This window comes from Bacillus sp. TE9106W, from assembly GCF_054062215.1.
The window spans coordinates 260,878-283,478 of record NZ_JBSSFA010000002.1 but is presented as its reverse complement, the minus strand read 5'-3'; the positions used below and the strand labels follow the sequence as shown (position 1 = coordinate 283,478).

Here is a 22,601-nt window from a genome sequence, read left to right as displayed (position 1 = left end):
TTGAGTCCTCCTTCTTTCTAACACTCACTTAAAGAATCTAATATTTCATGGCCATACAAAGATGGCTTGATAATATCAAAACCAATAAATTCTTCATACTTCTTATCTGCAAAATAAAATACAACATTTTGAAATAACACTTTATGCAAATAATTATCCTGAGAAACTCTAAATGAGTATATGTATGCATTATCGTTTGAAGCTTTCTTTTTATATATTTTACTCATATTTGTTAATTCTTTTAATTTATGAGCATTTTCTCCAAAAAACTCAATCCCCACTATACGATCAAATTGATCTATATCTACATTTAGTTTTGGATTTTCTTCCAATTCTTCAGTCGATTCAATCTCAATTTCTGAAGTGAATGGAATTACATACAGATATGCCATCTGGATTTCAGGATCGTAAGTAATTAATTTTTTCATGATACACCTCATATTGGTATCTTATTTATTGTATTACATTTATCTCTATAAACTAAATATTAGGTTTTTAGGTTATAAAATACAAGTGTAGTATTTGAAATTCTATATGTTTGTTCTTATTGATCTACTGCTTTTTCTAGTTCTGCTGTGTATTTCATTTGAACGTTGTGATCAGTATTCTTATTTTTTTAGTTATCTTTGTTTATTTCACAAGAAATAAAGTTGAATGAAAACCTTAACTTATAGATATCTCACAAGCAAATTGTATATGACAAACCAACCATTTAAAACTAGGACTTTTCATCCCTATGTCTTGTTCCCTATTTTAAAACATAATACAATAAATACGTAACTTAATAAGCTATAACTAGTAGGTGTGGTAATCATCTCTTCCATTTTGAAAAAAGGGGGAGGTGATAATATGATCGCGATGTTTGTCATTAAATTAGTGTATGGTATCCTGACCGGAGCTGGCGTTGTCATCGGTAGAAGATACGTCGGTCCATGGCTAATTTCTGTATACAAAAAAGCGAGAACCACCCTGCTTCGTGGAAAAGGTAAGGGCGGTTCTCGGCTAAAACGTTAATGTAATTGTCTTATAACCGCACCTACTACCACCACAATAGCAAGTTAGGTTACAAAGGCAGAAGTTTCTCAGGCTTCTGTCTTCTTTATTTTATGCAAAATTCATACTACATACTCTATCATCATTGTAACACATTCTAATTATTTTTAGTCAAGAGAAAAAACACCTAAAGGGCTCGCCTTCAGGTGTTTCTCTTTTTATGCTAACGCAGCTGCCTGCTCTTGTTGATCTACAGGAATGACAGCGTCTCTTAATGCTTTTTCTAGTTCTGCTGTGTATTTCATTTGCTCTTCTTTGCTCCAGCCAAGTTTTGCAGCCATGTAGTTGATTACTGCTTCTTTCCACTCATATACCCAGTGGATGTTGAAGAATACAGCGCCTCTGCGGCGTACGAAGAAGTCGACTGGTTTTGCTGTCATTTCGTAATCCATTGCGTATACAAGTGGGATTAGAACGTCTAGCGGCATGTTATATTCTTTCGCTTCGTCTTTATGTTTTTTAGCTAAGTCGAACAGTACGTCTACGTTAGAACCGTAGAATTTCGCGAATTCTTCTGCTTGTGCTGTTGTTAAACCGTATTTCGTACCTTCGCCTGCTTTTTTCGCGATAAATGCTGGTAATCCTTTAGAGCCATCTACATGTCCACCAGAGATTGGCATATGTTTCGTTGAGCTCTTCGGATATGCACTATGACCTTCTTTTTGTAGTAAGTTCGTTACGTAGTCTACTACCATTTCAGCCATTTTGCGGTATCCTGTTAATTTACCACCTGCGATTGTAATTAAACCAGATTCAGAAGTCCAAATTTCGTCTTTACGAGAAATTTCAGATGCACTCTTACCTTCTTCGTAAATTAACGGACGTACACCAGCCCAGCTTGATTCGATGTCTTTTTCCGTAATTTTTACGCTTGGGAACATGTAGTTAATCGCATTAATGATGTATGTGCGATCTTCTGTTGTCATTTGTGGTACAGCTGCGTCTTTATCATAGAACGTATCTGTTGTACCTACGTATGTTTTTCCGCCGCGCGGAATCGCGAATACCATACGTTTATCTGGTGTATCGAAGTAAATCGCTTGACCTAATGGGAAACGTTTTTGGTCAATTACTAAGTGAACACCTTTTGATAACTGAAGTACTTTTCCTTTTTTCGAGTTATCTTTTTCACGAAGTGTATCTACCCAAGGGCCAGCTGCGTTTACAATTTTCTTACCGTAAACTTCGTATACTTCTCCGTCTAGTAAATCGATTACACGTACACCACATACTTTTCCATCTTTATATAAGAAACCGTCTACTTTTGCGTAGTTAACAGCTTTTGCGCCGTGCTCAATTGCTTCTTTCATTACTTCAATTGTAAGACGTGCATCGTCTGTACGATATTCTACGTAGTAACCGCCGCCTTTTAATCCTTCTTGTTTTACAAGAGGCTCTTTCTTCAGCGTTTCTTCACGGTTAAACATTTTTCTGCGCTCGCTTCGTTTTACACCTGCTAAGAAGTCGTATACACGAAGACCAATTGATGTACTAAATGATCCGAACGTACCTCCTGTATGGAACGGAAGTAACATCCACTCTGGTGTTGTTACATGGGGACCGTTCTCATATACGATCGCACGCTCTTTACCCACCTCTGCTACCATTTTCACTTCAAGTTGTTTTAAATAACGTAGACCACCGTGTACAAGCTTCGTTGAACGACTTGATGTACCTGCTGCAAAGTCCTGCATTTCAAACACAATTGTTGATAACCCGCGTGTTGCTCCATCTAATGCAATACCAGAACCAGTAATACCTCCACCAATTACGATCACATCTAATTCTTGTTTATTTACTCCGTTTAATACGTCTTTACGTTGTTTACTTGAAAATTTCATGGTAATTCCTCCCTTTGATAACGAAAAAAGAGACCACAAACTCCGCTATAGATTTCGCCTCTATAGCGTGTTGTGGTCTCTCCAAATCTCCTACCGAATTATTAACTTGTCACCATTATAACACTGTTTATGATTATTTGAAAGCTTTTGTTGCTTCAATTGCTTTTTTCCATCCAGCATATAGCTCTTCGCTTGTTTCCGCTTCCATCGTTGGTTCAAAACGTTTGTCCATATGCCACTGTTCTTTAATTTCATCTTGGTTTTTCCAATATCCAACCGCAAGACCAGCTAAATACGCTGCACCTAAAGCTGTTGTTTCATTGATCACTGGACGCTCTACAGGAACGTCTAAAATATCACTTTGGAACTTCATTAAGAAGTTATTTTTAACTGCTCCGCCATCAACGCGTAATGTTTTTAGTTCAATACCTGAATCTGCTTCCATTGCGCATAATACGTCTTTTGTTTGGTAAGCTAAAGATTCTAGTGTTGCACGAATGAAGTGTTCTTTCGTCGTACCGCGCGTTACACCAAACATAGCGCCGCGTACTTCACTATCCCAGTAAGGCGTACCTAATCCTACGAATGCTGGTACAACGTATACACCGTCAGTTGATTCAACGCGAGAAGCATACACTTCACTCTCACTTGCATCTTTAAACATGCGCATTCCGTCACGTAACCACTGAATGGCAGAACCTGCTACGAAAATACTTCCTTCTAATGCGTAGTTTACTTTACCATCTATTCCCCATGCAATTGTTGTTAATAGACCGTGCTCAGAAGCTACTGCTTTTTCACCAGTGTTCATTAACATGAAGCAACCAGTTCCGTAAGTATTTTTCGCCATACCTTCACCGAAACAAGCTTGTCCAAATAATGCCGCTTGTTGATCACCAGCTACACCTGCAATCGGTACATTTTGACCGAAGAAGTGATAGTCAATTGTTTCTCCATACACTTCAGATGATGGACGTACTTCTGGAAGCATGCTCTTTGGTACTGTTAACATGTCTAGAAGCTCATCATCCCACTGTAAGTCGTGAATGTTAAACATTAATGTACGTGACGCATTTGAGTAATCCGTTACGTGCGCTTTACCACCAGATAGTTTCCATACAAGCCACGTATCAATTGTTCCGAATAATAGATCGCCGTTTTCTGCTTTCTCTCTTGCACCTTCAACGTTATCTAAAATCCATTTTACTTTCGTACCAGAGAAGTATGCGTCAATTAAAAGACCTGTTTTTTCGCGAACCATTTCGCTATAACCTTTTTCTTTTAACTCATCACAAATTTCAGCTGTTTGGCGAGATTGCCATACAATTGCGTTATAAATTGGTTTACCAGTCGTTTTATCCCATACAACCGCTGTTTCACGTTGGTTCGTAATACCGATACCAGCGATTTGTTCTGGCTTTACATCAGCTTCGCTTAAGCAAGTTGCGATAACCGCTAAAATAGATCCCCAAATTTCTTGCGCGTTATGCTCTACCCAGCCTGGCTTTGGAAAATGTTGTGTAAATTCTTTTTGAGCTGAATGAACAATTTCACCTTTTTTATTGAAAAGAATTGCGCGTGAGCTAGTTGTTCCTTGGTCTAATGAAAGAATATATTTTTTCATAATGGTTTCCCCCTTATGCTACTTTTCTACTATTTGTATTGCTTCCACTTTTTTTGCTTGTCATATAAGAGATTGCTAGTACAATCACAGTTGCAATAATCACATAAATAAGTGCTGCATTTTGTTTTCCTTCAAATACAACTTGATGGAATAATCCTGCAAGTGATCCACCTAAAATCGGACCTACTACTGGAATCCATGCATACTTCCAGTTTGAACCGCCTTTTCCTGCAATCGGAAGGAAGAAGTGCGCGATACGCGGACCTAAATCACGTGCTGGGTTGATTGCGTATCCTGTCGTTCCACCTAATGATAAACCAATACTTACAATTAAGAAACCTACGATAAATGGATTTAATCCATCTGCAAATTTATTTGCACCAATTGCTAATATACCAAATACTAAAACGAATGTCCCAATCATTTCACTTAAAAGGTTTGCAAATGTGTTCGGAATTGCTGGACCTGTTGCAAATACACCTAACTTTGTTCCTGGATCTTCTGTTTCTTTCCAGTGTGGTAAGTAATGTAAATATACGATAACTGCCCCGATGATTGCCCCAATCATTTGTGCTGCGATATAACCAGGTACGTCACTCCATGGGAACGCTCCCTTAAATGCTAATCCTATCGTCAAAGCTGGATTCAAATGTGCCCCACTAATTGATCCAACCGCATACGCTGCAACCGCTACCGCTAAGCCCCAGCCCATTGTAATAACAATCCAACCAGAATCTTTCGCAAACGACTTCTTTAAACTTACACCAGCACAAACGCCGCCACCAAGTACGATTAACAACGCAGTCCCTATTAACTCTCCTAAAAATGCTGACATAGTATCCCTCCACAATCAATTTAAACGCTTTCAAATGTGATAGAGGTAAAATGAATGGCCATTCGTTTTTGTCAAAAGAAAAAGACCCACAGCTTTGCACGCTTCTATATAAATTTATATAGAAACAATGAAATGTGGATCTCTACTTTTCTCCGTCACGTTTATTAACTTGTCTATAATGTTAACTGTTAATGAAAGCGGTGTCAACAGAATTATTTCACATTTTCGTCACTTTTTTTGGTAATGTTTCCATAGTTCGCGTTTTGATGTCGTAATTGCTGTCGCACCAGCATTTAAAGCTCTCTCTACATCATCAACAGTACGAATGAAACCACCCGCTAAAATCGGTACACCAGTACGCTCTTTCACTTCAGCAATCACATCCGTTAACGCTCCCGGGAGCACCTCTATATAATCTGGCTTCGTCTTTTCTAAAAGATTGCAACTCTTCTCCATTGCACTCGAATCGATTAAAAAGATACGCTGAATTGCCACAACGCCTTTTTGCTTCGCCTTCATAATTACGCTCGCCTTTGTCGAAAGTAACCCGTACGGTCTAAACTCCTGACATAAATACTCCGTCGCATGCCCATCACTCTGCAAACCATGAATTAAATCCACATGTAAAAACACCTTTTTACAATATTGCTTCGCAAGCGATATAACACTCTTCAATTGACCGACATGAATATCTAAAATAACGATATACTCATACGAACTATGTAATAGTTTTTCCAAATCTTTAATTTGCCTCACTGCCGGCAAAATCTTTTGTTCATGAAATTCCATTCTAAATGTCCCCTTCTTTATATCATCCTATCCTTTATAGTACACAATTTAAGTGAAAAGAACAGCTAGTGTAGGGGATTTCTTTCAAATCTTTTTTTACCTATACATATTCTTCAACTTATCAGAAGCAGTGCCACCTATAACCATTAATATGAAAGGTAAAAAACTCATTACATATGGTGCATCCGCTAAAATTGTAATGCTCGTTCCTGCAAACTTATTTAATGTCCATACAACGATTTTTGTAAGAAACAAAAATACCCCGACCATAAATAAACTATCAAAAAACACCTTCCATTTTGGATACGCTAATTGCTTACTATCTTCAATTACTTTTTGCGTCAACTCTTCATCACTCCTTAGCAGTTCATCAATCGTAATACCGAACAAATCGCTTAAATGAATAATAATTTCAATGCTCGGATAGTTCTTTCCCGTCTCCCATTTCGAAACAGACTGCCTACTTACATGAATTTTTTCAGCCAAATCACTTTGCGACCAATTTCGTTTTTCTCGTTCTTCTTTTAAGCGTTCACTAAAAATCATACTGTGTTTATCACCTCTCTACATCTAGTATGGACAAATACATGATGAAGAGTAAAGCGAGTTGTCGTTGCGTAGCCTGTGCAACTTGTGCGTTACAGCTTATAATGGTGCTATTTCATATGCTATGCGATGTAGGTTTCATATATTTTTCTTCTATAATAATTTCCCGAACAATAATACAAAGAATTAATACGAATAAAGACTAAATGGGGGCATAAAAAATACGCTATCCTTTCTTATCAGTCTCCAGAAAGAATAACGTAAAGTTTCATTTTCAAACCTTTTCTTCAAAAAAAGAAGCTAACGATACATTGTTAACTTCTCAACTGAAAGCAAAATAGTATCTTTCCTTATCTTCTAATATCTAGGTTGTGATTGAATATTTGTAAGATGAACATCATACATATCAATGATTTCAAGAAATCTATCAGCTTCACGGAAAACATGGTCTGCCAATAGTGGATGAATGATACTCTTTATTTTACATTGCTCAATTAAATCACGTGCTGTTTTCTTAAAATCCCGAAGAGATGCAACCGACACACGATTTTGATCTAAAAATTGATCTAAAAGAGGAACCGTTTGGGATTGCGGTTTCATAGATTCTAAGTCAATTGCTTGATACATTAATGCATCAAAATCATTGCTAAAATTCCGTGCTGTATCTACAAGCTTTCTTTCCGATGGATCAAGAAGATGGCCAATAAATTTAGCATGGTCTGCCATAATCCTCAAAAAGAAAACATTTTCTTTAATAATAGCATCAGGAAGGGCATCTAATTTCCCTTCATTTAATTCCATTAAACGTTTTCTAAAATAATCAGCTTCCCTACTCGTATGGTCAACTAACAGCGGAAAGTTATTTTGTCCTGGCAATTTACATGTGAGAATCAATCCTAAAATTTTCCGTTTAAACCCCCAAATATTAGTTGCGGCTTGTTGTACTTCTGCATTAAATCTTTTGATTTGCTCAGGATCTGTTTCATTTGTGTAGGAATGCGCTATTTGTTCAATATGTTCAAACAATCGATAAAATTGATTCGCCTCTTCGATTAATTGCGTATCCTCGCATCTAAACCCTAAGCGAAGAAAAAGAGAATGTTCCTTCATGATTCTAGACCAAAAACGAATTTCATTTAATGAACGCTCCACAAACATTACAGATGTAACACCTGTATCAGGATGTAATGAAGTTTCATCCCTATGCATTGTTAATCCCCCCCAGTAAAATACCCCGCTAGTTCCATTCTTATGAGGAAACATATATATAAATGCCACCAATAAAAGTTCATGATGAATTTCGTATACAAGCTCCCCAAAAAAGAAAAAGGCTACCACCTAGTTGTAACCTTCTACTAGATGATAGCCTTTCAACATTTCTATTAAAGCAATACAGAATCCTTATCACTATCCTGATTACGTTTCTCGCGCTCTTCTGCTAAACGCTTCATATACACTTCGCCTTCTTTTTCAATAAACTCATTATCCATCTCTTGCTCTTTTTTCGAAGTATATAAAACCATGTAGCCACTTAATACGATTCCAACGATTACAAGATACACCCACCATGGTAAAGTTTCCACTCTACTTCATTCCTTTCCTTAGACAAGCCTTATTAGTTTCACTGTATGAGAAAAGAAGTAGATTTATGCTTAAAATTTTATCATTGTGGATTCTTCGCGAAGAACGCTTGTACATATTCCATAAACTCGATTGGTTCCTGACGAAACGGTGCGTGGTATCCTTTTTCAATAATATGAAACGTACTATTCGCAAATAGCCCATGATACAGTTCACCATTTTTCCAAGAAACGCTCTTATCGTGTCGTCCCCATATAATTAAAGTTGGCACCTTAATTTTATCGGCTTCCATCGCAATGCGGCGCTCTCTCATTTTCGTCAGCTGATCATAATGCCCTTTATCATCGCGACTATTTTTCACTTCACTTTTATTATAATCCGTAATCTCTGTTACCGTTTGAAGATCAGTCGATAACGGCGGCACTTCATAACTTTCTTTTTGCTGGAAAGATTCTATCCCTGTAGAATCCGCTAAAATGAGATGCGTCACTGCGTCCGGATATAAATACGCTAAATTGAGGGACATCTCTCCGCCCATTGAATGACCGAGCACCGCAAACTGATCGTATCCGAGCTTCTTCATTAACTTATAATATAAATTCACTTGCGCAGGAAACGAATACTCAAAATCAATTGGCTTAGAAGAACGTCCAAACCCTAAAATATCCACTGCAATAATCGTGTGATCCTTTACAAGTTCCGGATAAATATCACTAAATCCATCAGATGAACCACCAAACCCGTGCAGCATAAGTAAAGGCGGCTTCCCCTCACCAATTTTCTTAAAATAAATCGTCTGCCCGTCAATTTGCGCCATACTCTCTTTCGTATTCAGCTTCATCATAACAGTATCTTTCACTTCTCCAACCTTCGCAATCGGCTTATCAACGAAGTTACATACGATAAGCAAAACGAGCACAATACCGCTAATCAAATAAAACTTAAACCGTTTCAACATTCCCGTCTCCTTTCTCTTGTTGCTATTTAAAGTTTTTACATTTTTTGGTTATTTTATGATTAATTTTAATTGTAACTAAAGTAGTTACAATTATACTAAAAAATATTACTCACTGCTATTAGTGATAGTTGTTTTGTAACTATTATAGTTACACATTTAAAGTAAGTCAATTCTTTTATAACTAAAACGAAAAAAGAGACCTCATTGTGAGATCCCTTTTTCTCTTTTAGCCACCATAATCCCCATGTTCAGCTTTCATTAGTGTTGGACTTTTTTGATGATCTGTTGAACTATACACCCCTAAAGTCAGTGTAAATACTGTTACAATCCCTAATAATTTAATTACCATTTTTTTCATTTTAAAGCCCCCTTATCAAAAAGTTTTTCTCTTGCTTCTTTACTAAAATAAAAATACTTACTTGCCTCTTCCCAAAAGTTTTCTTCATAAAATTTCACTGCTAATTTTTCCTGATACTCCTGAGTATAATCATATAACTCTTCTCTTTCAAAATACGTAATTCCTCTAAGAATAATGCCCTCTAATTCTTCCGCTTTTACACCTTGATTTAATGCATTTAAAATTTCATAATGGTGTTGATATCCTTCAATTTTCGAATCTCTACAAATCTTCATTCCTTTTTCTATAAGCCTATTTGCAATCTCATGCTCTTTTAACTTGTAATGCTCTTTTGCTTTTACATAAAGAGCTTTATAATGTTGGGGAGATTTTTCTACTACTTCAGTAAGATAACGAATTGCCAATGCAGATAAATTTTGCGTAGAATACATCCATCCTAAATTATGACGAACCATAATAATAAATTTTTCTTCACCAATTTTTTGGAATTGATCCATAGCAGCTGTGAAATGCTCTTCAGCTAATTCCCATTCCTTTAAGTTCATACAGGCTAAGCCTAAAATATTATCACAAAAAGCTACATTTAATTCATATCCATCATGATTTGAATACATATCTTTTGCCTTCGTTGCATGTTTAATAGATACCAAAGCTTGTTGTATATCATAATGAAATGTAGCTAACTTATAATAAAATTCAGCCTTTTCTAATTGATCAGGAACATACTTCAAAAAACTTTCAGCCTTTTCGTAATGTTCTTTAGCTAGATGAAAATTTCCTAACTCACTAGCATGTATTGCTTTAAAAAAGTGATAATAATAAGTTAAAAAATTATCTGTTGGTTGATCAAACGAATCTATCTTGTTAAAACTCTCTTGAGATAAGCCTAGATTATCTATTAAATAGTTATATCGAAATTCTAGCAAATAATAATAAAGTAATAGATTTTGGTCCTGCAAACCTTCTCCAGTCTCTTTTTTTAGTTTAGTAAATTTAAAATCAATTTCTTGTTTTAGACGTTCTGCATTACTTATACGTCTTGATCTAATCTCTAGATACCATTCATTCAATAGCTGCGTCAGTTTTTCGTTTGTAGTAGATGTAATCATGAAACCCCTCCTAATCATCTGTTATTATTTATGTACTCTTCCATAAATAATAACAGAAAATTCAAATATCAATTCCGGTTATCCTACAAATAAATATTTCTCCATAATTAACTGACAATTCATTAATTATTTTATAAAGATTATCCACTTTGATAATTACCCAAATAAAAAAGCAAGCAATTTCAGCGATCAGCTAAAACTACTTGCTCTCCTACTTACTATCTCTATTTTTACTCTTTAATAAATTCCTTCGTACTTCTCACTGTATCAATTGGACGAACTAATTTTTCGATTTCTTCACGTTTTGGCTCTAGGAATGGAGGTAAAGATAATTTTTCGCCAAGTGTTTCGTATGGCTCATCTCCCATAAATCCTGGACCGTCTGTTGCAAATTCAAATAAGATTTGTGGTGCAACTCTTGCGTATAATGATTCGAAGAAATGACGGTCTACATAACCAGATGAAGGAAGACCAACGCTACTGATTCTCTCGATCCATTCTTCTAATACAGCGCGATTTTCTACGCGGAATGCAGCATGGTGCACTGTACCAAAACCTTGTCGTGCTTCTGGAAGAACCGTATTATGTTCTACAATAACAGATGCACCGTTTCCGCCTTCATTCACTTCAAATAAATAGAATTCTCCTTCTTGCGCAACCTCTTTAAATAATAGAACTTTTTCTAACACTTCTTTGAAGAAACTAAAGTTTGCAATGCGGATAAATACAGGTCCTAAACCAGTGATTGCATATTCTAATGGAACTGGTCCGTTTTGCCATGGTGTACCTGATTCAATTCCTTTATCTAATTCATCAGAAATTAATTGATAGTGTTGATCATCGAAATCAACGAAAGATAGAGTTTTCTTACCAAATTGCTCTTTAATTCCTGTATGTTCCACTTCCAGACGGTCAAAACGTTTCACCCAATATGCTAACGCTGCATCAGTTGGAACACGGAATGACGTTTTTGAAATTTCATTTGTACCGTGTACTCCTTTTGGAATACCTGGGAAGTCAAAGAATGTCATGTCTGTTCCTGCACTACCTTTATCATCTGCAAAGAATAAATGATACGTTTGAATGTCATCTTGGTTTACTGTTTTTTTAACTAAACGCATTCCTAAAACGTGAGTGAAAAACTCATAGTTCTTCTCTGCACTACTTGTAATCGCTGTAACGTGGTGAATTCCTTTTAATTGGTTCATTTTATATTCCTCCAGTGGTTTTAAATTTTATATTTTCTCTTCTATTACTTCTCTTCAATAGGTGCTAAATTCGCTTCAATCTCTGCACGCTGATCTTCTAAGAACGGTGGTAAATCAAGTTTTTCTCCTAAATGTTCCACATCTCCATCAACTGTAAATCCTGGTCCATCTGTCGCAATTTCAAATAGGATTCCGTTTGATTCGCGGAAATATAAGCTTTTAAAATAGAAACGGTCGATGATTCCTGAAGACTGGAAGCCCCTTTGTATCACCTGTTCTTCCCAATAAGCAAGCTCTGTATCGTTTTTCACACGAATTGCTAGGTGGTGAATGCTACCGCGGCCCGGTTTTTCAGTAGGACCATCTAAATATTTCACAACGATTTCTCCAAAAGCCTCTCCTTTAATGGATTGAAAAATCGCTTCCTCTTCACTGCGGCTAACCTCTGTATAACCGAACATCTCTGTAAGTGTACTTGCCATTTTATCAAGTCTACGAACTGTCATTTCCACAGAACCCATTCCTTGAATTTGATGCTCTGCAGGAACTTCTGATTTCTCCCAAGTTTCCCAGTGCTCCACTTTTTCTCCATTTGAAACGAGTAGTACTAAGCGAAGACCTTCAGCATCCTCAAATTGCAAAGCAGGACGATTTGCGTATGTTGTTATTTCACTATGTTTCACATCAAATTTCTCAAATCGTTCTTTCCAGTAATGCAAGCTATCCTCGGAAGGAACGAGTAATCCAATTCGAGTAATGGCATTTGTACCGCGGTACGTTTTCCCTACTAAAGGAATTTCAAAAAATGATAATTCTGTACCCGGACTTCCTGTTTTATCTCCGTAAAATAAGTGATACATTGACGGATCATCTTGGTTTACTGTCATTTTCACACGACGTAAACCAAGTACATTTTTATAAAAGTGATTATTTTCATTTGCATTTTTCGTAACCATTGAAATGTGATGATGCCCTTTAATTTCATACATTGGTAATTCCTCCGTTTCGTTTTACTAGTCAAGTGATAACTAAAAAATAACATTTCCCACAACTAATATGGTTTTTAGCGTTTCAATTTATTCTCATTATGTTTTTGTAAATTCATCTTAGTTTTTACTGAATAAGTTACTTTGTTTTGTAAGTCGAAAGCAAGTGAGTGTATGTTTTTCATATGACTCAATCGCTTTCGTCACTATCACTTTACACCTCAAGTGATTAAAAAGCAAGAGATTTATCTCAAATTCAAGATATTTTTTTATTGCATAACATTTTGGACTGGAGAATGGTTTAGTAAATTTTAAAAACATGAGTGGAGAAAAGAACCTTCAATCTAGATTAAAGTTGCAACGCCATCAACAAAACCAAACATCATCAAATCAGGAGCTTGCTCCCCCTACGAAACACCTAATGGGCAACTTAATAGAATAAAAGAATGCCTTGATCGTAGATATTGGTGGTATGAGGTCAAGTAAAATAAGAGCTGTCCTGTTGAGCGGCTTCTTTTATGTTCGTTTCATTATGCTTGATATGCCATGCTATCTGGAAATTCCTCGTTCTTTCTAAGACATCGCACAATCCTAATACACGCACAATTAAAATAATGTTCTCTCATATTTAATGAATCCACTGGAGCTTGCTCTATGTCATAAAACATTCGTTCCTTTTTATTATAGTGCATCTTACCTATTTTAGCGGGTGATTCAGAAGGATAGTATTGATAAACAACTATCTCTTCATTCTCAAATTCTTTAGTCATTAATAAACCCACGATTTAACATTCCACTAATACGATACTTAAAAGAATTATCAATTCTTTTTAAACTTTTAACTCCATCTATTCCTTCGTTTATTTCAATATTATCGAAAACTGTAATGTCGAGAATAACGGGATAACTTTTTCCTGCTTCAATTTTATATGAACAAACAGTGGAGAATCCCGTAACGTTTACTTGTTTTTTGCGGATAACTTATGCATAACGTCCATCCGTTAAAACGTACTTTACGATGACTTCAAAAAATAACACAACCCTTTATTTTTCTCTCTACTATCGTCGTACACTGTACATAGCCATTACAATCTATAAAACAACAATAAAAATTTAACACTTAATGCACTTATAAAATTATAGTGATCTTTTAAATTTCTACGCTAAAATGCAAAAAGCACTTGTTGCCTTTAATTGACAATCAAGTGCTTTAAGTTCATCCATTTTTAAGTAGCATAAATTTGTAAGTTTTGTAGTAACAGTATGACACTTTTAAACAACCTATTCTTTTTCTTTCCACTACAATAATAAGTTCTTTTCTTGTTGACTTGCCTTATGTGCTTTTATATCTTTTCAACTTTAAATATTAGATGCTCTTAATTACCTCATTAACAGATTCACTAAACATATCAGGGTCTTCATTTTTTATATCAATCAATAATTCTTTAATACTAATCGTAATTGATGAATCAAATTCCGAAAGTACTTTTCCATATGCTAATCTTACTTGAGGGTGATTAAGAATTCTATAATGTAAAATTTCTACCCATTCTTTTGCTGAGTTAATCATCTTCGGAACAGCTTTAGCAATACATACAAGTCCTTCTTCTATATTATTTTTATATAAGCTCTCTATTCCATGAATTAAACCAAACATAACCTCAAATTGCTCAGTCTCATCATCCAAAACTAAACATAAATCTGTAATAACAGAGACATCGTTGTACTCTATTACTTCCATTAATGACTCATTAAAATCTCGTATCTCATTTTCATTTTCTAATAAACGATTATCATATAGTCTTTCTAGATGACTCTTAATATCCAAAGGTAATCATCCTTTCCATGTTTTATTTATCAAATAAATGCGGATACAGCTCTTTGTTTCTTTTAATAACTTCTCTTAAACCTTCTCTTATCTCAGCAGTATGTAAACCATCTTTTATATAAATTCTTCGAGCATCCAAAATATCATGAGCTAAGGCATCACGAAAGCTAAGGTTTAAATACGCCTTCGATTTTTCTCCTGATAGACCATATGTATATGTTTCACGATGTCTCCCACCGGTTCCAGGATGAGGTTGTTCCATATTCATACTCACACCATCATTCCTTTTTATACCAGCTTGTTTCATTTTCTCTGCAGAAGGCATATGATGTGGAGTAATATTATCAAAAGCAGTTCCTTGTTTCACAAGTTGTTTATAGGTTCCAACTTTTCCTTCATTAGTCAATAGAGCTTTACCCGTACCCTTAACTACATCGGCTCCTCCAACAGGTACTTTTTTAGCTGTATTTACAGCCTCAGTAGCCTTAGCAGTCATTTTAACTCCTTTACCTACTTTAGCTATCTTTCCAAAGGGTGTAAGGCCGGCTACAGCCATGACACCTGCCCCAGCACGTTCCCACCCCGAAAGTTTTTCGCCAGTAGATGGATCAATACCATCCCAAACACGACGAACATCATACTCACCACTTATTTCTCCAGCTATATCCCTAGCTAATTTTCCACCATCAAAGCCTTTCTCTTCAGAAGATGTTTTACCGCACATTGCACCTTCTTCCATTGTAACATCTTGATCATCCGCATTGCGAAATTTTTCAGCAATTCGTTTTAAATCTTCTTCTACTTGTATAATTGAATTGATAGATGTAAAAGCTTTTGGTCGCGCATCATTGAACATTTGAACGAATTGTTGATTAGAGGCACCAATCCATTGAAAACACAAATAATCAATTTCATTACATAAATTATTATGTATAGATTCTAATGCGATTCGGGTATTGCTTGCACGATTAGCAACTTCTTCTAGCATTTCAGGTGTCACTTTGATTTGAACCATTTCTTTCCTCCCTTTCCCCAATTAAAATTATGAGATAAAAAGAAAAAAATGTAAATACAGAAACTTTAGATTAAATAATGTGTATATAAAATAAAATCTGCTTAATTGCAACTAGAACCTATGTGTATGTGAAATAAAGTTAGTAAAATAAAAGAGCATCCCAAAACGGAAATACCCTTTTATTTCAGGTTTAAATTACACCCATTTCTTTTAACATATGAATTAAACTAGTATAGAAGTATTCACATGCTTCTGTCTTAGAATTAAATATCTTAATATTACTCTTTGCCCCTCGCTCACTATAATATTTTACATTCTTTTCGAAGATATTTAATGAACTCACACTTGGTAAATTTACATCTCCTCGAACCATTTCACTTTGTTATATTTAGATTTTCGTATCCTCATCAAACTTCTTTACCAGTTAAATTATCAACAAATCTTATTTTTCCATTTTCAGAAACTAATTGTAAATCACTACCTATTGGTAGTTCGTATATTCCCAGAATAGCGGGTTCAATATTTGCTACAGTATTAAAATCACATACTACTAAATTATCAGGATTATTAATGTAATCATCATCATCAATTTCTGAAAAAAATCTCCAACCATTATCTACCGCATCTATTGATTGCTCTCTCAATATCCATTTCAATTTTCCTGTTTCATTTATTATATTTTTTGAAACAATACAGGCCCCAGCTTTTTCAATAAATTTAACAGGCTCTTTTTTATCCATATTTTCTCACCCTTTCAATTAAACTTGATCTACATGGGATTTTTCTAGCGTATTCAATAGCTGAAAATCCTGTACTATCTTTTTAACTATTTCATTTCATTTTTTATAAAAAACAGCCTCACTAAGCGTATTAACACTTAATGAGGCCATTTGATTTACATTATTAATTATGGAACGACGGTTTATAGAACGAACGATTATCAAGTGCAAAGACACGCTCTGTGTATTCGCCTGGTTTTGTGCGTCCTAATGCGCGATCCATCATGTTCATTTTTGCATCTAAGTTATCGATGTAGTGCAGAATTTCTGCTTCTTTTACTAATGGTGGTTTTGGGCTACCCCATTCTGCTTTTCCGTGATGAGAAAGGACGATGTGTTGAAGAATTAATACTTCTTCTGCATCGATTTGCAGCTCGTCTGCTGCTTTACCAATTTCGTTCACCATAATTGAAATGTGGCCTAGTAAATTTCCTTCTAACGTATACGTTGTAGAAATTGGGCCAGATAATTCGATTACTTTACCAAGGTCATGTAAAATAACGCCTGCATATAGTAAGTCTTTATCTAACGATGGGTATAGATTTGAGATAGCTTTCGCTAAATCAAGCATCGATACGACGTGATAAGCTAGTCCAGATACGAACTCGTGATGGTTCTTCGTCGCTGCTGGATAGTCTAAAAATTCGTTTTGATGCTTATTTAATAAATGTCTTGTTAGACGTTGAATGTTCGGATTTCTCATTTCAAATATGTATTGCGTAATTTTCTCAACCATATCTTCTTTTTTCACTGGTGCTTTTTCTACGAAATCTGAGATATCTGTTACTTCATTTTCATTTGCAACACGAATTTGTTTCACACGTAATTGAATACGGCCTTTGTAGTTTAAAATATCTCCAGCCACTTTCACGATTGTTTCCGCTACATATTGTTTCTCAACTTCTGGTGATACGTCCCACAATTTCGCTTCAATATCTCCACTTGGATCTTGTAAGATTACTGTTAAAAATGGCTTTCCATTGCTCGCGATACCTTTTGTCGCTGTTTTAATTAACAAGAAAATATCGACTTGTTCACCAACTTCATACTCTGCAATTTTCTTTTTCATTCGAATTCCTCCACCAAATCAGTTACTTTTAGTATAGCACACTACAACTCATTTTCTTTACGTATATGTGTTAATTTTATAATCTGTTTTTCTGTAAAATACGCGAGTAAATGCGCATGACATGTAAAGAAGATCACTTGTCTATCCTTTGCAATTTCCTTTATAAGTTCAATCGTCCGATTCGTCCTTACCGCATCAAAGTGCACGAAACTGTCATCAATAATAAATGGATAATCATGCTCAAATGTTTTTGCTAACGCAAATCTCAGCGATAAATACAACTGCTCAGCTGTCGCTTGGCTTAGTTCATGACTATAAAAACGCATACCATCGTTACGCTCTACAATAAACGGCTCCGCCTCTGACGGTGAAAAGATTTTACTATATCGTCCGCCTGTTAAGTAGACGAAATACTCTTCTGATTTTTGTAAAATACGAGGAAGATGTACTTCATGATAATATTGCTTCGTTTTCGTTAACACTGTCTTTGCAGCCGCATACGCAGCCCACTTCTTTACTTGTTCACGCACTTGCGCTTTTTTCATTTCCCATTCATGCATTAAATCACCGTACGTACTACCTTCTTCTAAATTCGCAATTTCCATACGATGTTTCGCAATACGCTCTGTCAGTTCTTTTTCTTGTGCCAGACAATTTTGCGTGGCTGTCAGTTCTTGCTTTAATTTTTCATCATACCCGCCAGCCTCATAATGTTCAGCTAATGATAAACTCGTTAAACGTTGTTCTAACAGATCAATTTGCGGCAATAAACGCCCTACTTGCTTCTCAGCATCTTCACGTTTTTCCGCCAGTTTACCTGCTTCTAAAAACATCTCTTCATTTGTAGACTCTGCAATATGCCATAAACTGTCTCGTTCTACTAACAGTTGTTTCAATTGTTCTTGCATGAACTCATATTCTTCTTGCCATTCCGCCAGTTTTTCTTTTAACTGCTTACAAGTTTGGCGCTGCTCTTTCTCATTTTGCATACGGCTTTGTGCCTCGTGCAGCTTACTATACTCCGCACTACCGATAACAGTTTCTAGTTTATGTTCAAATTGCGAAATCATTTCATATAATGAAGATTTTCGCGTGCCTTGTTTCTCTAATTCACGATATAATTGCTGCATTTTTTCCATACGCTCAAACGCCGGCAATATGTGCGCATACGTATAAAATTCTGGGAACGTATAGCGCTTCTTATACACATTTACTTGTTCGCTTATGCGGAACGTTTCCCTCTCCCATTCTTCATACGATGAAACGACTTTATCATATGCGCGCTCCATTTGCTGCAATTTATAAGACTCACGCTCAAATAACTTACGAATCTCTTCGTCTTTTTCTAACTGGTAGCGTACAGTCATCGCTTCTTCACTTTGTCTCCCGCCAGCACTTTGCTGAAGAGTAAGAAGTTCTTCTTGTAATCCACTTGACGGATCTTTATATAAAACGAGGGCAAGAACAATCCCTACAAAAATAATGACACTAATAAATAAGAGCGGGCGGTTATCTAGAAATAAGCTTGTGAATAACACGCCTGTGTTAATAAGAAGTAACAGAAGACAAACTCTTTGCCACTGTTTTTTCTTTTGCATCGCCGCTCCTGCTTTTTCCTCATACTTGCGCTTCATTCTCTCAGCGCCCATACCGATAAACGCCGCATCTTGGAACGACTTCTCTTTCTCAACTAACGCACTTCGCTCTTCATCCGCTAACATTTGCTTCTGAATCTGCCTTATATTTTCTTCTTGTTCTTCTAATTGCTCTTGCGCTACTTTAAAACGATCATCAAGCTGTGCTTTTTGCGTTTCTAATTCGCGCGCCTTTTGCACTGCTTGCGTAATTAACTCTTTCGTTGCCAAACTCATATCAAATGAAAGAACTGTTTCTTTTTCAAAAGTAGCACCGATTTGTTGTTCTAGTTCCGCAAGCTCTTCTTTTATATTCGTAATCGTCCCTGTCACATCACGCATTTCTTGGCGTGCATTTTCGTAAGACATATGCTGCATTCGAAGTTCTTCTACGTAACTTTCTTTTTGTAAAAACTCTTCATCTATTTGAATCGATTCCATTTCCGATTGCACTGTCTCTATTTTTTTATGGAGCGAATCAACTTGTAATTGGAGCGGCTCCATTTTCGCCTTAATCGCTTCATAACGCACCATTCCGTTTACTGGAAATTGCTCGCTCTCGTTTTCTAACACTTTCTCATGCGCACGCTTTTCAATAACGAGAGGTTCAAGTGCTGCTAATATTTCATAATCTTGCTTTCGTTTTTCTGCACTCTCTTTTTCTGCGCGAACAAACGCCAATTTCTCTTCACTTTCTTTTAACTGCTCCACCTGTTTTTCATACGTGCCAATTTTCCCTTGCCACTCTTTCATCTTCTCTTCCAGCTTTTTCATCTCTTGCAGTGACACGTTAATTTCTGGTTTACGCCCACTCGGCTTAAAGCGCTGATCCATTTCTTTTTCTAGCTTTTTATCTAGCTGCAATAATGCATCACTTCCGACTGCACTTGCCGAAAATAAATAATTGCCGATATCCGCTTCGCCAAGCTGATGAATGTTTTGAAGACCGTGCATATCAAAAGAAAAGACCGATTCAAATAAACTTTCATTCATCCCGCTTAATATATCGTTTAAAATTTCTTCGCCGCCCGTTTTCCCGTCTTCAAAATAAACAGTTACCTCACCAGCAGCCGTCTTTGGCAATCGTTCAATTTTCAAACGGCCGTACTTCTCTGTTTGCACAGTGATTGCTCCGCCATACTTCCCGCCTTCTTTCGGCTCATAACGGCGCTGTCCTCTCGTCGGAAAACCGAATAAAATACTTTTCATAAACGAACGAATTGTTGATTTCCCTGCTTCATTTTCACCGTATAACACCGTCAGCATTGACAGATCCATTTCCACATTTTCTAATTTTCCGTATCCATAAATATGGAGTTTTTCCATTCTCATTTCTTATCCCTCTCTTGCTGGAATAATTGTTCTAAAATAATGTTTTCCGCTTCCTTTTGAATCTCTTTCTTCTCTTCTTCTGTAAAAGATTCAATACTATTACGCGCTATAGGAGATGTCCAAATACTGCGCAACACGCCGTCCATATTGGCGAAAGCTTCTAACTCCTTCAGCACACTACCGACGAAATGATTTTCTTCTTTCAAACGCTCGATTTCTGCAAAAGAAACCGTCTCATTTTTCCACTTCATCGCATATACGAAATCCTTTCGCTCTTCTCCAGATGCTAAAATATGAAAAATTTCTTCTACACGCTTTTCATCACGTAAATAAGGAGAAATTGGTCCCTGCCCTGTAAATACGACAGTTAAAAGCGTCCCTTCTTCTTCTCTTCGGCACTCATTCATCGCAGTTGACACTGCTGTCATAAGATCATCAACTGTTTCCAGTCCATCGATACTCACTTCAATCTCATCCCACACAACATCTGCCGTATGGAAAAATGAAGTATGCGTTCCTTGTTTCGTAAGTTCAATCAAATACGCACCCTTTTCCCCTGTTTCCTTACGATGGCGCCCTTGTATATTACCCGGATAAATAATATATGGCTCCTCTGATAAAATGTCACGTTTATGTATATGGCCAAGAGCCCAATAATCAAACTGCTTTTCTTTCAGCTCACGAATTTGAAACGGTGCATAGCGATTATGCTCTGCATCGCCTTCCACACTTCCGTGAAGCATGCCAATATGAAAAGGCGCATCACTCATTTTCGTATACTGCGCTGTCATATTATCCGTTACCGCTTGCTGCAAATAACTAAAACCATAAATAGAAGCGAATAGCTCACCATTTTTATAAAATGATTTCTCTTCTACGTAAGGCTCTGTAAACACATGAACATTTTCCGGAAACTCAATTGCTGCCCAGCTTCCCCCTAAATGATCGTGGTTACCGTGAATAATAAAAACAGGGATATCGTACTGCGAAAGCCTCTTCATTTGCTCGCGCACAAACACTTGCGCCCTCAAACTTCTCGTCTCCGCATCATACAAATCCCCGGCTAGCAATACGAAATCAACGCGCTCTTGAATCGCTTTATCAATAATACGTTCGAACGATTCAAACGTACTCTGCTTCATTCTCTCCCAAACAGACTGCGGTACATTCATCTCCATCCCTTTAAACGGACTATCCAAATGCAAATCAGCCGCATGTATAAACTTCACTTGTTTCACAAATAACGATCCTTTCTTTTTCCGTACTTTACTACAAATAGTAAATCTAGTGTCCATAAAACTTTCACTCTATTTTAACACGCAATGTCATATATTTCTTTGCATATTCTAGTGATTTATGCCAAAATAGTTATAAGATTCTGATTTTTATTATTGGAGGGAATTTTCATGGGAGTATACGTTCTAACAGTCTTTGAAAAAGATGGTTCAAAAGCATTAGACGAATCATTCGAGGCGGCAACTGAAAAAGAAGCGAAAGCAAAAGGTGAATCTATTTTACAAGAAAAAGGATTGTATGAAAAAACGCATCGCTGCACATCTTCTGCAGGTAAGCTCGTTTTATTCCAGCGCTAAAAAAAGAAGCGTCATCCGCTTCTTTTTCACTCTACTATATCTTCGTCACACCACGTAAACACCACATCTAGAATGCGATTACCGATACGTACGCGCTTATTCCATTTTCCTGTTTGGATCTGATGTTGCAATTCTGCTTTCATCTTTTCCGTCCAGTCGTGAATCGTTTCACTACCGTCGTACGGATATACGCTTGGAAACTCTTTCTGCAGTAGATGCAAACTCTCTGCATCAAAATGAAAATGGAAGAAGTAGTTTGCTGTAAGCGATGGTTCTTGTAAACGTAAAAAATGATCATCAATTTGCTTTCTATTTCGATAGAAAGTAAAGATATTCACTTTACCGCTCGTAATTTGGTCAATTTGAATTTCGTGCTTCTCTATAATCACGTCTTGTCCACCTCGTTGTATACTATCTTTAGTATATATGTCTTTTGCAACAAAGTTAACCATTTTCGCGCGAAA

The 22,601-nt window shown here is 36.4% G+C and carries 24 protein-coding genes and 1 pseudogene; 3 read left to right on the top strand and 22 right to left on the bottom strand.

Translation table 11 applies throughout. The features are described from left to right. Positions 1-17: 17 nt before the first annotated feature. Complete coding sequence (locus ACVWY7_RS05010; RefSeq protein WP_000734001.1) at positions 18-428, bottom strand: DUF2283 domain-containing protein; 411 nt, start codon at positions 426-428, stop codon at positions 18-20. Between the two features lie 421 nt (positions 429-849). On the opposite strand from ACVWY7_RS05010, the gene ACVWY7_RS05005 reads away from it, so the two are divergent. Continuing rightward, positions 850-1,014 (top strand): hypothetical protein, encoded by a 165-nt coding sequence (locus ACVWY7_RS05005; RefSeq protein ID WP_000561154.1) that lies wholly within the window; start codon positions 850-852, stop codon positions 1,012-1,014. A gap of 197 nt (positions 1,015-1,211) precedes the next feature. Here ACVWY7_RS05005 and glpD read toward each other — a convergent pair whose 3' ends face one another. From glpD to ACVWY7_RS04945, 12 genes are all read right to left on the bottom strand, one after another. Then, positions 1,212-2,894, bottom strand: a complete 1,683-nt coding sequence (gene glpD, locus ACVWY7_RS05000) for an aerobic glycerol-3-phosphate dehydrogenase (protein WP_000672801.1) — start codon at positions 2,892-2,894, stop codon at positions 1,212-1,214. Positions 2,895-3,027: 133 nt separating this feature from the next. Next, positions 3,028-4,518, bottom strand: a complete 1,491-nt coding sequence (gene glpK / locus ACVWY7_RS04995; protein WP_000759995.1) for a glycerol kinase GlpK — start codon at positions 4,516-4,518, stop codon at positions 3,028-3,030. 13 nt (positions 4,519-4,531) lie between these two features. After that, positions 4,532-5,353, bottom strand: a complete 822-nt coding sequence (gene glpF, locus ACVWY7_RS04990) for a glycerol uptake facilitator protein GlpF (RefSeq protein WP_001272193.1) — start codon at positions 5,351-5,353, stop codon at positions 4,532-4,534. A gap of 228 nt (positions 5,354-5,581) precedes the next feature. Continuing rightward, positions 5,582-6,142, bottom strand: a complete 561-nt coding sequence (gene glpP, locus ACVWY7_RS04985; RefSeq protein WP_000394287.1) for a glycerol uptake operon antiterminator GlpP — start codon at positions 6,140-6,142, stop codon at positions 5,582-5,584. A 96-nt stretch (positions 6,143-6,238) separates the two neighbouring features. Beyond that, positions 6,239-6,688 carry a helix-turn-helix domain-containing protein gene (locus tag ACVWY7_RS04980; protein ID WP_000577669.1) on the bottom strand — a complete coding sequence of 150 codons (450 nt, stop codon included), beginning with the start codon at positions 6,686-6,688 and terminating at the stop codon, positions 6,239-6,241. Between the two features lie 357 nt (positions 6,689-7,045). Then, positions 7,046-7,897: a DUF2935 domain-containing protein gene (locus ACVWY7_RS04975; RefSeq protein WP_000554487.1), complete on the bottom strand. Its 852-nt coding sequence runs from the start codon at positions 7,895-7,897 to the stop codon at positions 7,046-7,048. Between the two features lie 173 nt (positions 7,898-8,070). After that, positions 8,071-8,271, bottom strand: coding sequence for a sporulation YhaL family protein (locus tag ACVWY7_RS04970; RefSeq protein ID WP_000449227.1), 201 nt, complete (start codon positions 8,269-8,271; stop codon positions 8,071-8,073). An 80-nt stretch (positions 8,272-8,351) separates the two neighbouring features. Continuing rightward, positions 8,352-9,227 carry an alpha/beta fold hydrolase gene (locus ACVWY7_RS04965; RefSeq protein ID WP_000919252.1) on the bottom strand — a complete coding sequence of 292 codons (876 nt, stop codon included), beginning with the start codon at positions 9,225-9,227 and terminating at the stop codon, positions 8,352-8,354. Positions 9,228-9,453: 226 nt separating this feature from the next. Then, complete coding sequence (locus ACVWY7_RS04960) at positions 9,454-9,585, bottom strand: hypothetical protein (protein WP_000738917.1); 132 nt, start codon at positions 9,583-9,585, stop codon at positions 9,454-9,456. Next, on the bottom strand, positions 9,582-10,694 hold the full coding sequence (locus ACVWY7_RS04955; RefSeq protein WP_000633309.1) for a response regulator aspartate phosphatase: 1,113 nt from the start codon (positions 10,692-10,694) through the stop codon (positions 9,582-9,584). The genes ACVWY7_RS04960 and ACVWY7_RS04955 overlap by 4 nt, the downstream gene beginning before the upstream one ends. Before the next feature lie 230 nt (positions 10,695-10,924). Next, the gene (locus tag ACVWY7_RS04950; RefSeq protein WP_017561264.1) at positions 10,925-11,902 is read right to left on the bottom strand and encodes a ring-cleaving dioxygenase; all 978 of its coding nucleotides are present in this window, start codon (positions 11,900-11,902) and stop codon (positions 10,925-10,927) included. A gap of 44 nt (positions 11,903-11,946) precedes the next feature. Continuing rightward, complete coding sequence (locus ACVWY7_RS04945; RefSeq protein WP_000272960.1) at positions 11,947-12,891, bottom strand: ring-cleaving dioxygenase; 945 nt, start codon at positions 12,889-12,891, stop codon at positions 11,947-11,949. Between the two features lie 345 nt (positions 12,892-13,236). On the opposite strand from ACVWY7_RS04945, the gene ACVWY7_RS04940 reads away from it, so the two are divergent. After that, positions 13,237-13,374, top strand: a complete 138-nt coding sequence (locus ACVWY7_RS04940; RefSeq protein WP_139371874.1) for an N-acetylmuramoyl-L-alanine amidase C-terminal domain-containing protein — start codon at positions 13,237-13,239, stop codon at positions 13,372-13,374. Between the two features lie 44 nt (positions 13,375-13,418). Here ACVWY7_RS04940 and ACVWY7_RS04935 read toward each other — a convergent pair whose 3' ends face one another. The 8 genes and pseudogenes from ACVWY7_RS04935 to ACVWY7_RS04900 all read right to left on the bottom strand — a co-directional run bounded on the left by ACVWY7_RS04935 (position 13,419) and on the right by ACVWY7_RS04900 (position 21,783). Continuing rightward, positions 13,419-13,658, bottom strand: a complete 240-nt coding sequence (locus ACVWY7_RS04935; protein ID WP_456523686.1) for a hypothetical protein — start codon at positions 13,656-13,658, stop codon at positions 13,419-13,421. Next, a pseudogene (locus tag ACVWY7_RS04930) lies at positions 13,657-13,842 on the bottom strand (hypothetical protein); the annotation flags it as partial. The gene ACVWY7_RS04935 and the pseudogene ACVWY7_RS04930, both read right to left, overlap by 2 nt. A 412-nt stretch (positions 13,843-14,254) precedes the next feature. Then, entirely contained in the window at positions 14,255-14,716 is a 462-nt protein-coding gene (locus ACVWY7_RS04925; RefSeq protein WP_000351976.1) for an Imm30 family immunity protein, read from the bottom strand. A gap of 22 nt (positions 14,717-14,738) precedes the next feature. Continuing rightward, a complete protein-coding gene (locus ACVWY7_RS04920; protein ID WP_000249944.1) occupies positions 14,739-15,731 on the bottom strand; it encodes a WXG100 family type VII secretion target in 993 nt (330 codons plus the stop codon). 407 nt (positions 15,732-16,138) lie between these two features. Next, on the bottom strand, positions 16,139-16,471 hold the full coding sequence (locus ACVWY7_RS04915; RefSeq protein WP_000358289.1) for a DUF2185 domain-containing protein: 333 nt from the start codon (positions 16,469-16,471) through the stop codon (positions 16,139-16,141). A 163-nt stretch (positions 16,472-16,634) separates the two neighbouring features. Continuing rightward, positions 16,635-17,579: a 3'-5' exoribonuclease YhaM gene (gene yhaM / locus ACVWY7_RS04910; protein ID WP_000726638.1), complete on the bottom strand. Its 945-nt coding sequence runs from the start codon at positions 17,577-17,579 to the stop codon at positions 16,635-16,637. 41 nt (positions 17,580-17,620) lie between these two features. Further along, positions 17,621-20,545 carry an AAA family ATPase gene (locus ACVWY7_RS04905; protein ID WP_456523685.1) on the bottom strand — a complete coding sequence of 975 codons (2,925 nt, stop codon included), beginning with the start codon at positions 20,543-20,545 and terminating at the stop codon, positions 17,621-17,623. Next, entirely contained in the window at positions 20,542-21,783 is a 1,242-nt protein-coding gene (locus tag ACVWY7_RS04900) for a metallophosphoesterase family protein (RefSeq protein ID WP_456523707.1), read from the bottom strand. The genes ACVWY7_RS04905 and ACVWY7_RS04900 overlap by 4 nt, the downstream gene beginning before the upstream one ends. Before the next feature lie 168 nt (positions 21,784-21,951). Between ACVWY7_RS04900 and ACVWY7_RS04895 the strand changes: the two genes are divergently transcribed. Next, the gene (locus ACVWY7_RS04895; RefSeq protein WP_000539551.1) at positions 21,952-22,137 is read left to right on the top strand and encodes a YhzD family protein; all 186 of its coding nucleotides are present in this window, start codon (positions 21,952-21,954) and stop codon (positions 22,135-22,137) included. A gap of 26 nt (positions 22,138-22,163) precedes the next feature. Here ACVWY7_RS04895 and ACVWY7_RS04890 read toward each other — a convergent pair whose 3' ends face one another. Then, complete coding sequence (locus tag ACVWY7_RS04890; protein WP_000582785.1) at positions 22,164-22,526, bottom strand: hypothetical protein; 363 nt, start codon at positions 22,524-22,526, stop codon at positions 22,164-22,166. Positions 22,527-22,601: the final 75 nt, after the last annotated feature.

Excerpts from the sequence above, each read along its gene's own strand:
- ACVWY7_RS05010 (WP_000734001.1), bottom strand. The coding sequence starts at position 428 with ATGAAAAAATTAATTACTTACGATCCTGAAATCCAGATGGCATATCTG.
- ACVWY7_RS05005 (WP_000561154.1), top strand. The coding sequence starts at position 850 with ATGATCGCGATGTTTGTCATTAAATTAGTGTATGGTATCCTGACCGGA.
- glpD (WP_000672801.1), bottom strand. The coding sequence starts at position 2,894 with ATGAAATTTTCAAGTAAACAACGTAAAGACGTATTAAACGGAGTAAAT.
- glpK (WP_000759995.1), bottom strand. The coding sequence starts at position 4,518 with ATGAAAAAATATATTCTTTCATTAGACCAAGGAACAACTAGCTCACGC.
- glpF (WP_001272193.1), bottom strand. The coding sequence starts at position 5,353 with ATGTCAGCATTTTTAGGAGAGTTAATAGGGACTGCGTTGTTAATCGTA.
- glpP (WP_000394287.1), bottom strand. The coding sequence starts at position 6,142 with ATGGAATTTCATGAACAAAAGATTTTGCCGGCAGTGAGGCAAATTAAA.
- ACVWY7_RS04980 (WP_000577669.1), bottom strand. The coding sequence starts at position 6,688 with ATGATTTTTAGTGAACGCTTAAAAGAAGAACGAGAAAAACGAAATTGG.
- ACVWY7_RS04975 (WP_000554487.1), bottom strand. The coding sequence starts at position 7,897 with ATGCATAGGGATGAAACTTCATTACATCCTGATACAGGTGTTACATCT.
- ACVWY7_RS04965 (WP_000919252.1), bottom strand. The coding sequence starts at position 9,227 with ATGTTGAAACGGTTTAAGTTTTATTTGATTAGCGGTATTGTGCTCGTT.
- ACVWY7_RS04960 (WP_000738917.1), bottom strand. The coding sequence starts at position 9,585 with ATGAAAAAAATGGTAATTAAATTATTAGGGATTGTAACAGTATTTACA.
- ACVWY7_RS04955 (WP_000633309.1), bottom strand. The coding sequence starts at position 10,694 with ATGATTACATCTACTACAAACGAAAAACTGACGCAGCTATTGAATGAA.
- ACVWY7_RS04950 (WP_017561264.1), bottom strand. The coding sequence starts at position 11,902 with ATGAACCAATTAAAAGGAATTCACCACGTTACAGCGATTACAAGTAGT.
- ACVWY7_RS04945 (WP_000272960.1), bottom strand. The coding sequence starts at position 12,891 with ATGTATGAAATTAAAGGGCATCATCACATTTCAATGGTTACGAAAAAT.
- ACVWY7_RS04935 (WP_456523686.1), bottom strand. The coding sequence starts at position 13,658 with ATGACTAAAGAATTTGAGAATGAAGAGATAGTTGTTTATCAATACTAT.
- ACVWY7_RS04920 (WP_000249944.1), bottom strand. The coding sequence starts at position 15,731 with ATGGTTCAAATCAAAGTGACACCTGAAATGCTAGAAGAAGTTGCTAAT.
- ACVWY7_RS04915 (WP_000358289.1), bottom strand. The coding sequence starts at position 16,471 with ATGGATAAAAAAGAGCCTGTTAAATTTATTGAAAAAGCTGGGGCCTGT.
- yhaM (WP_000726638.1), bottom strand. The coding sequence starts at position 17,579 with ATGAAAAAGAAAATTGCAGAGTATGAAGTTGGTGAACAAGTCGATATT.
- ACVWY7_RS04905 (WP_456523685.1), bottom strand. The coding sequence starts at position 20,545 with ATGAGAATGGAAAAACTCCATATTTATGGATACGGAAAATTAGAAAAT.
- ACVWY7_RS04895 (WP_000539551.1), top strand. The coding sequence starts at position 21,952 with ATGGGAGTATACGTTCTAACAGTCTTTGAAAAAGATGGTTCAAAAGCA.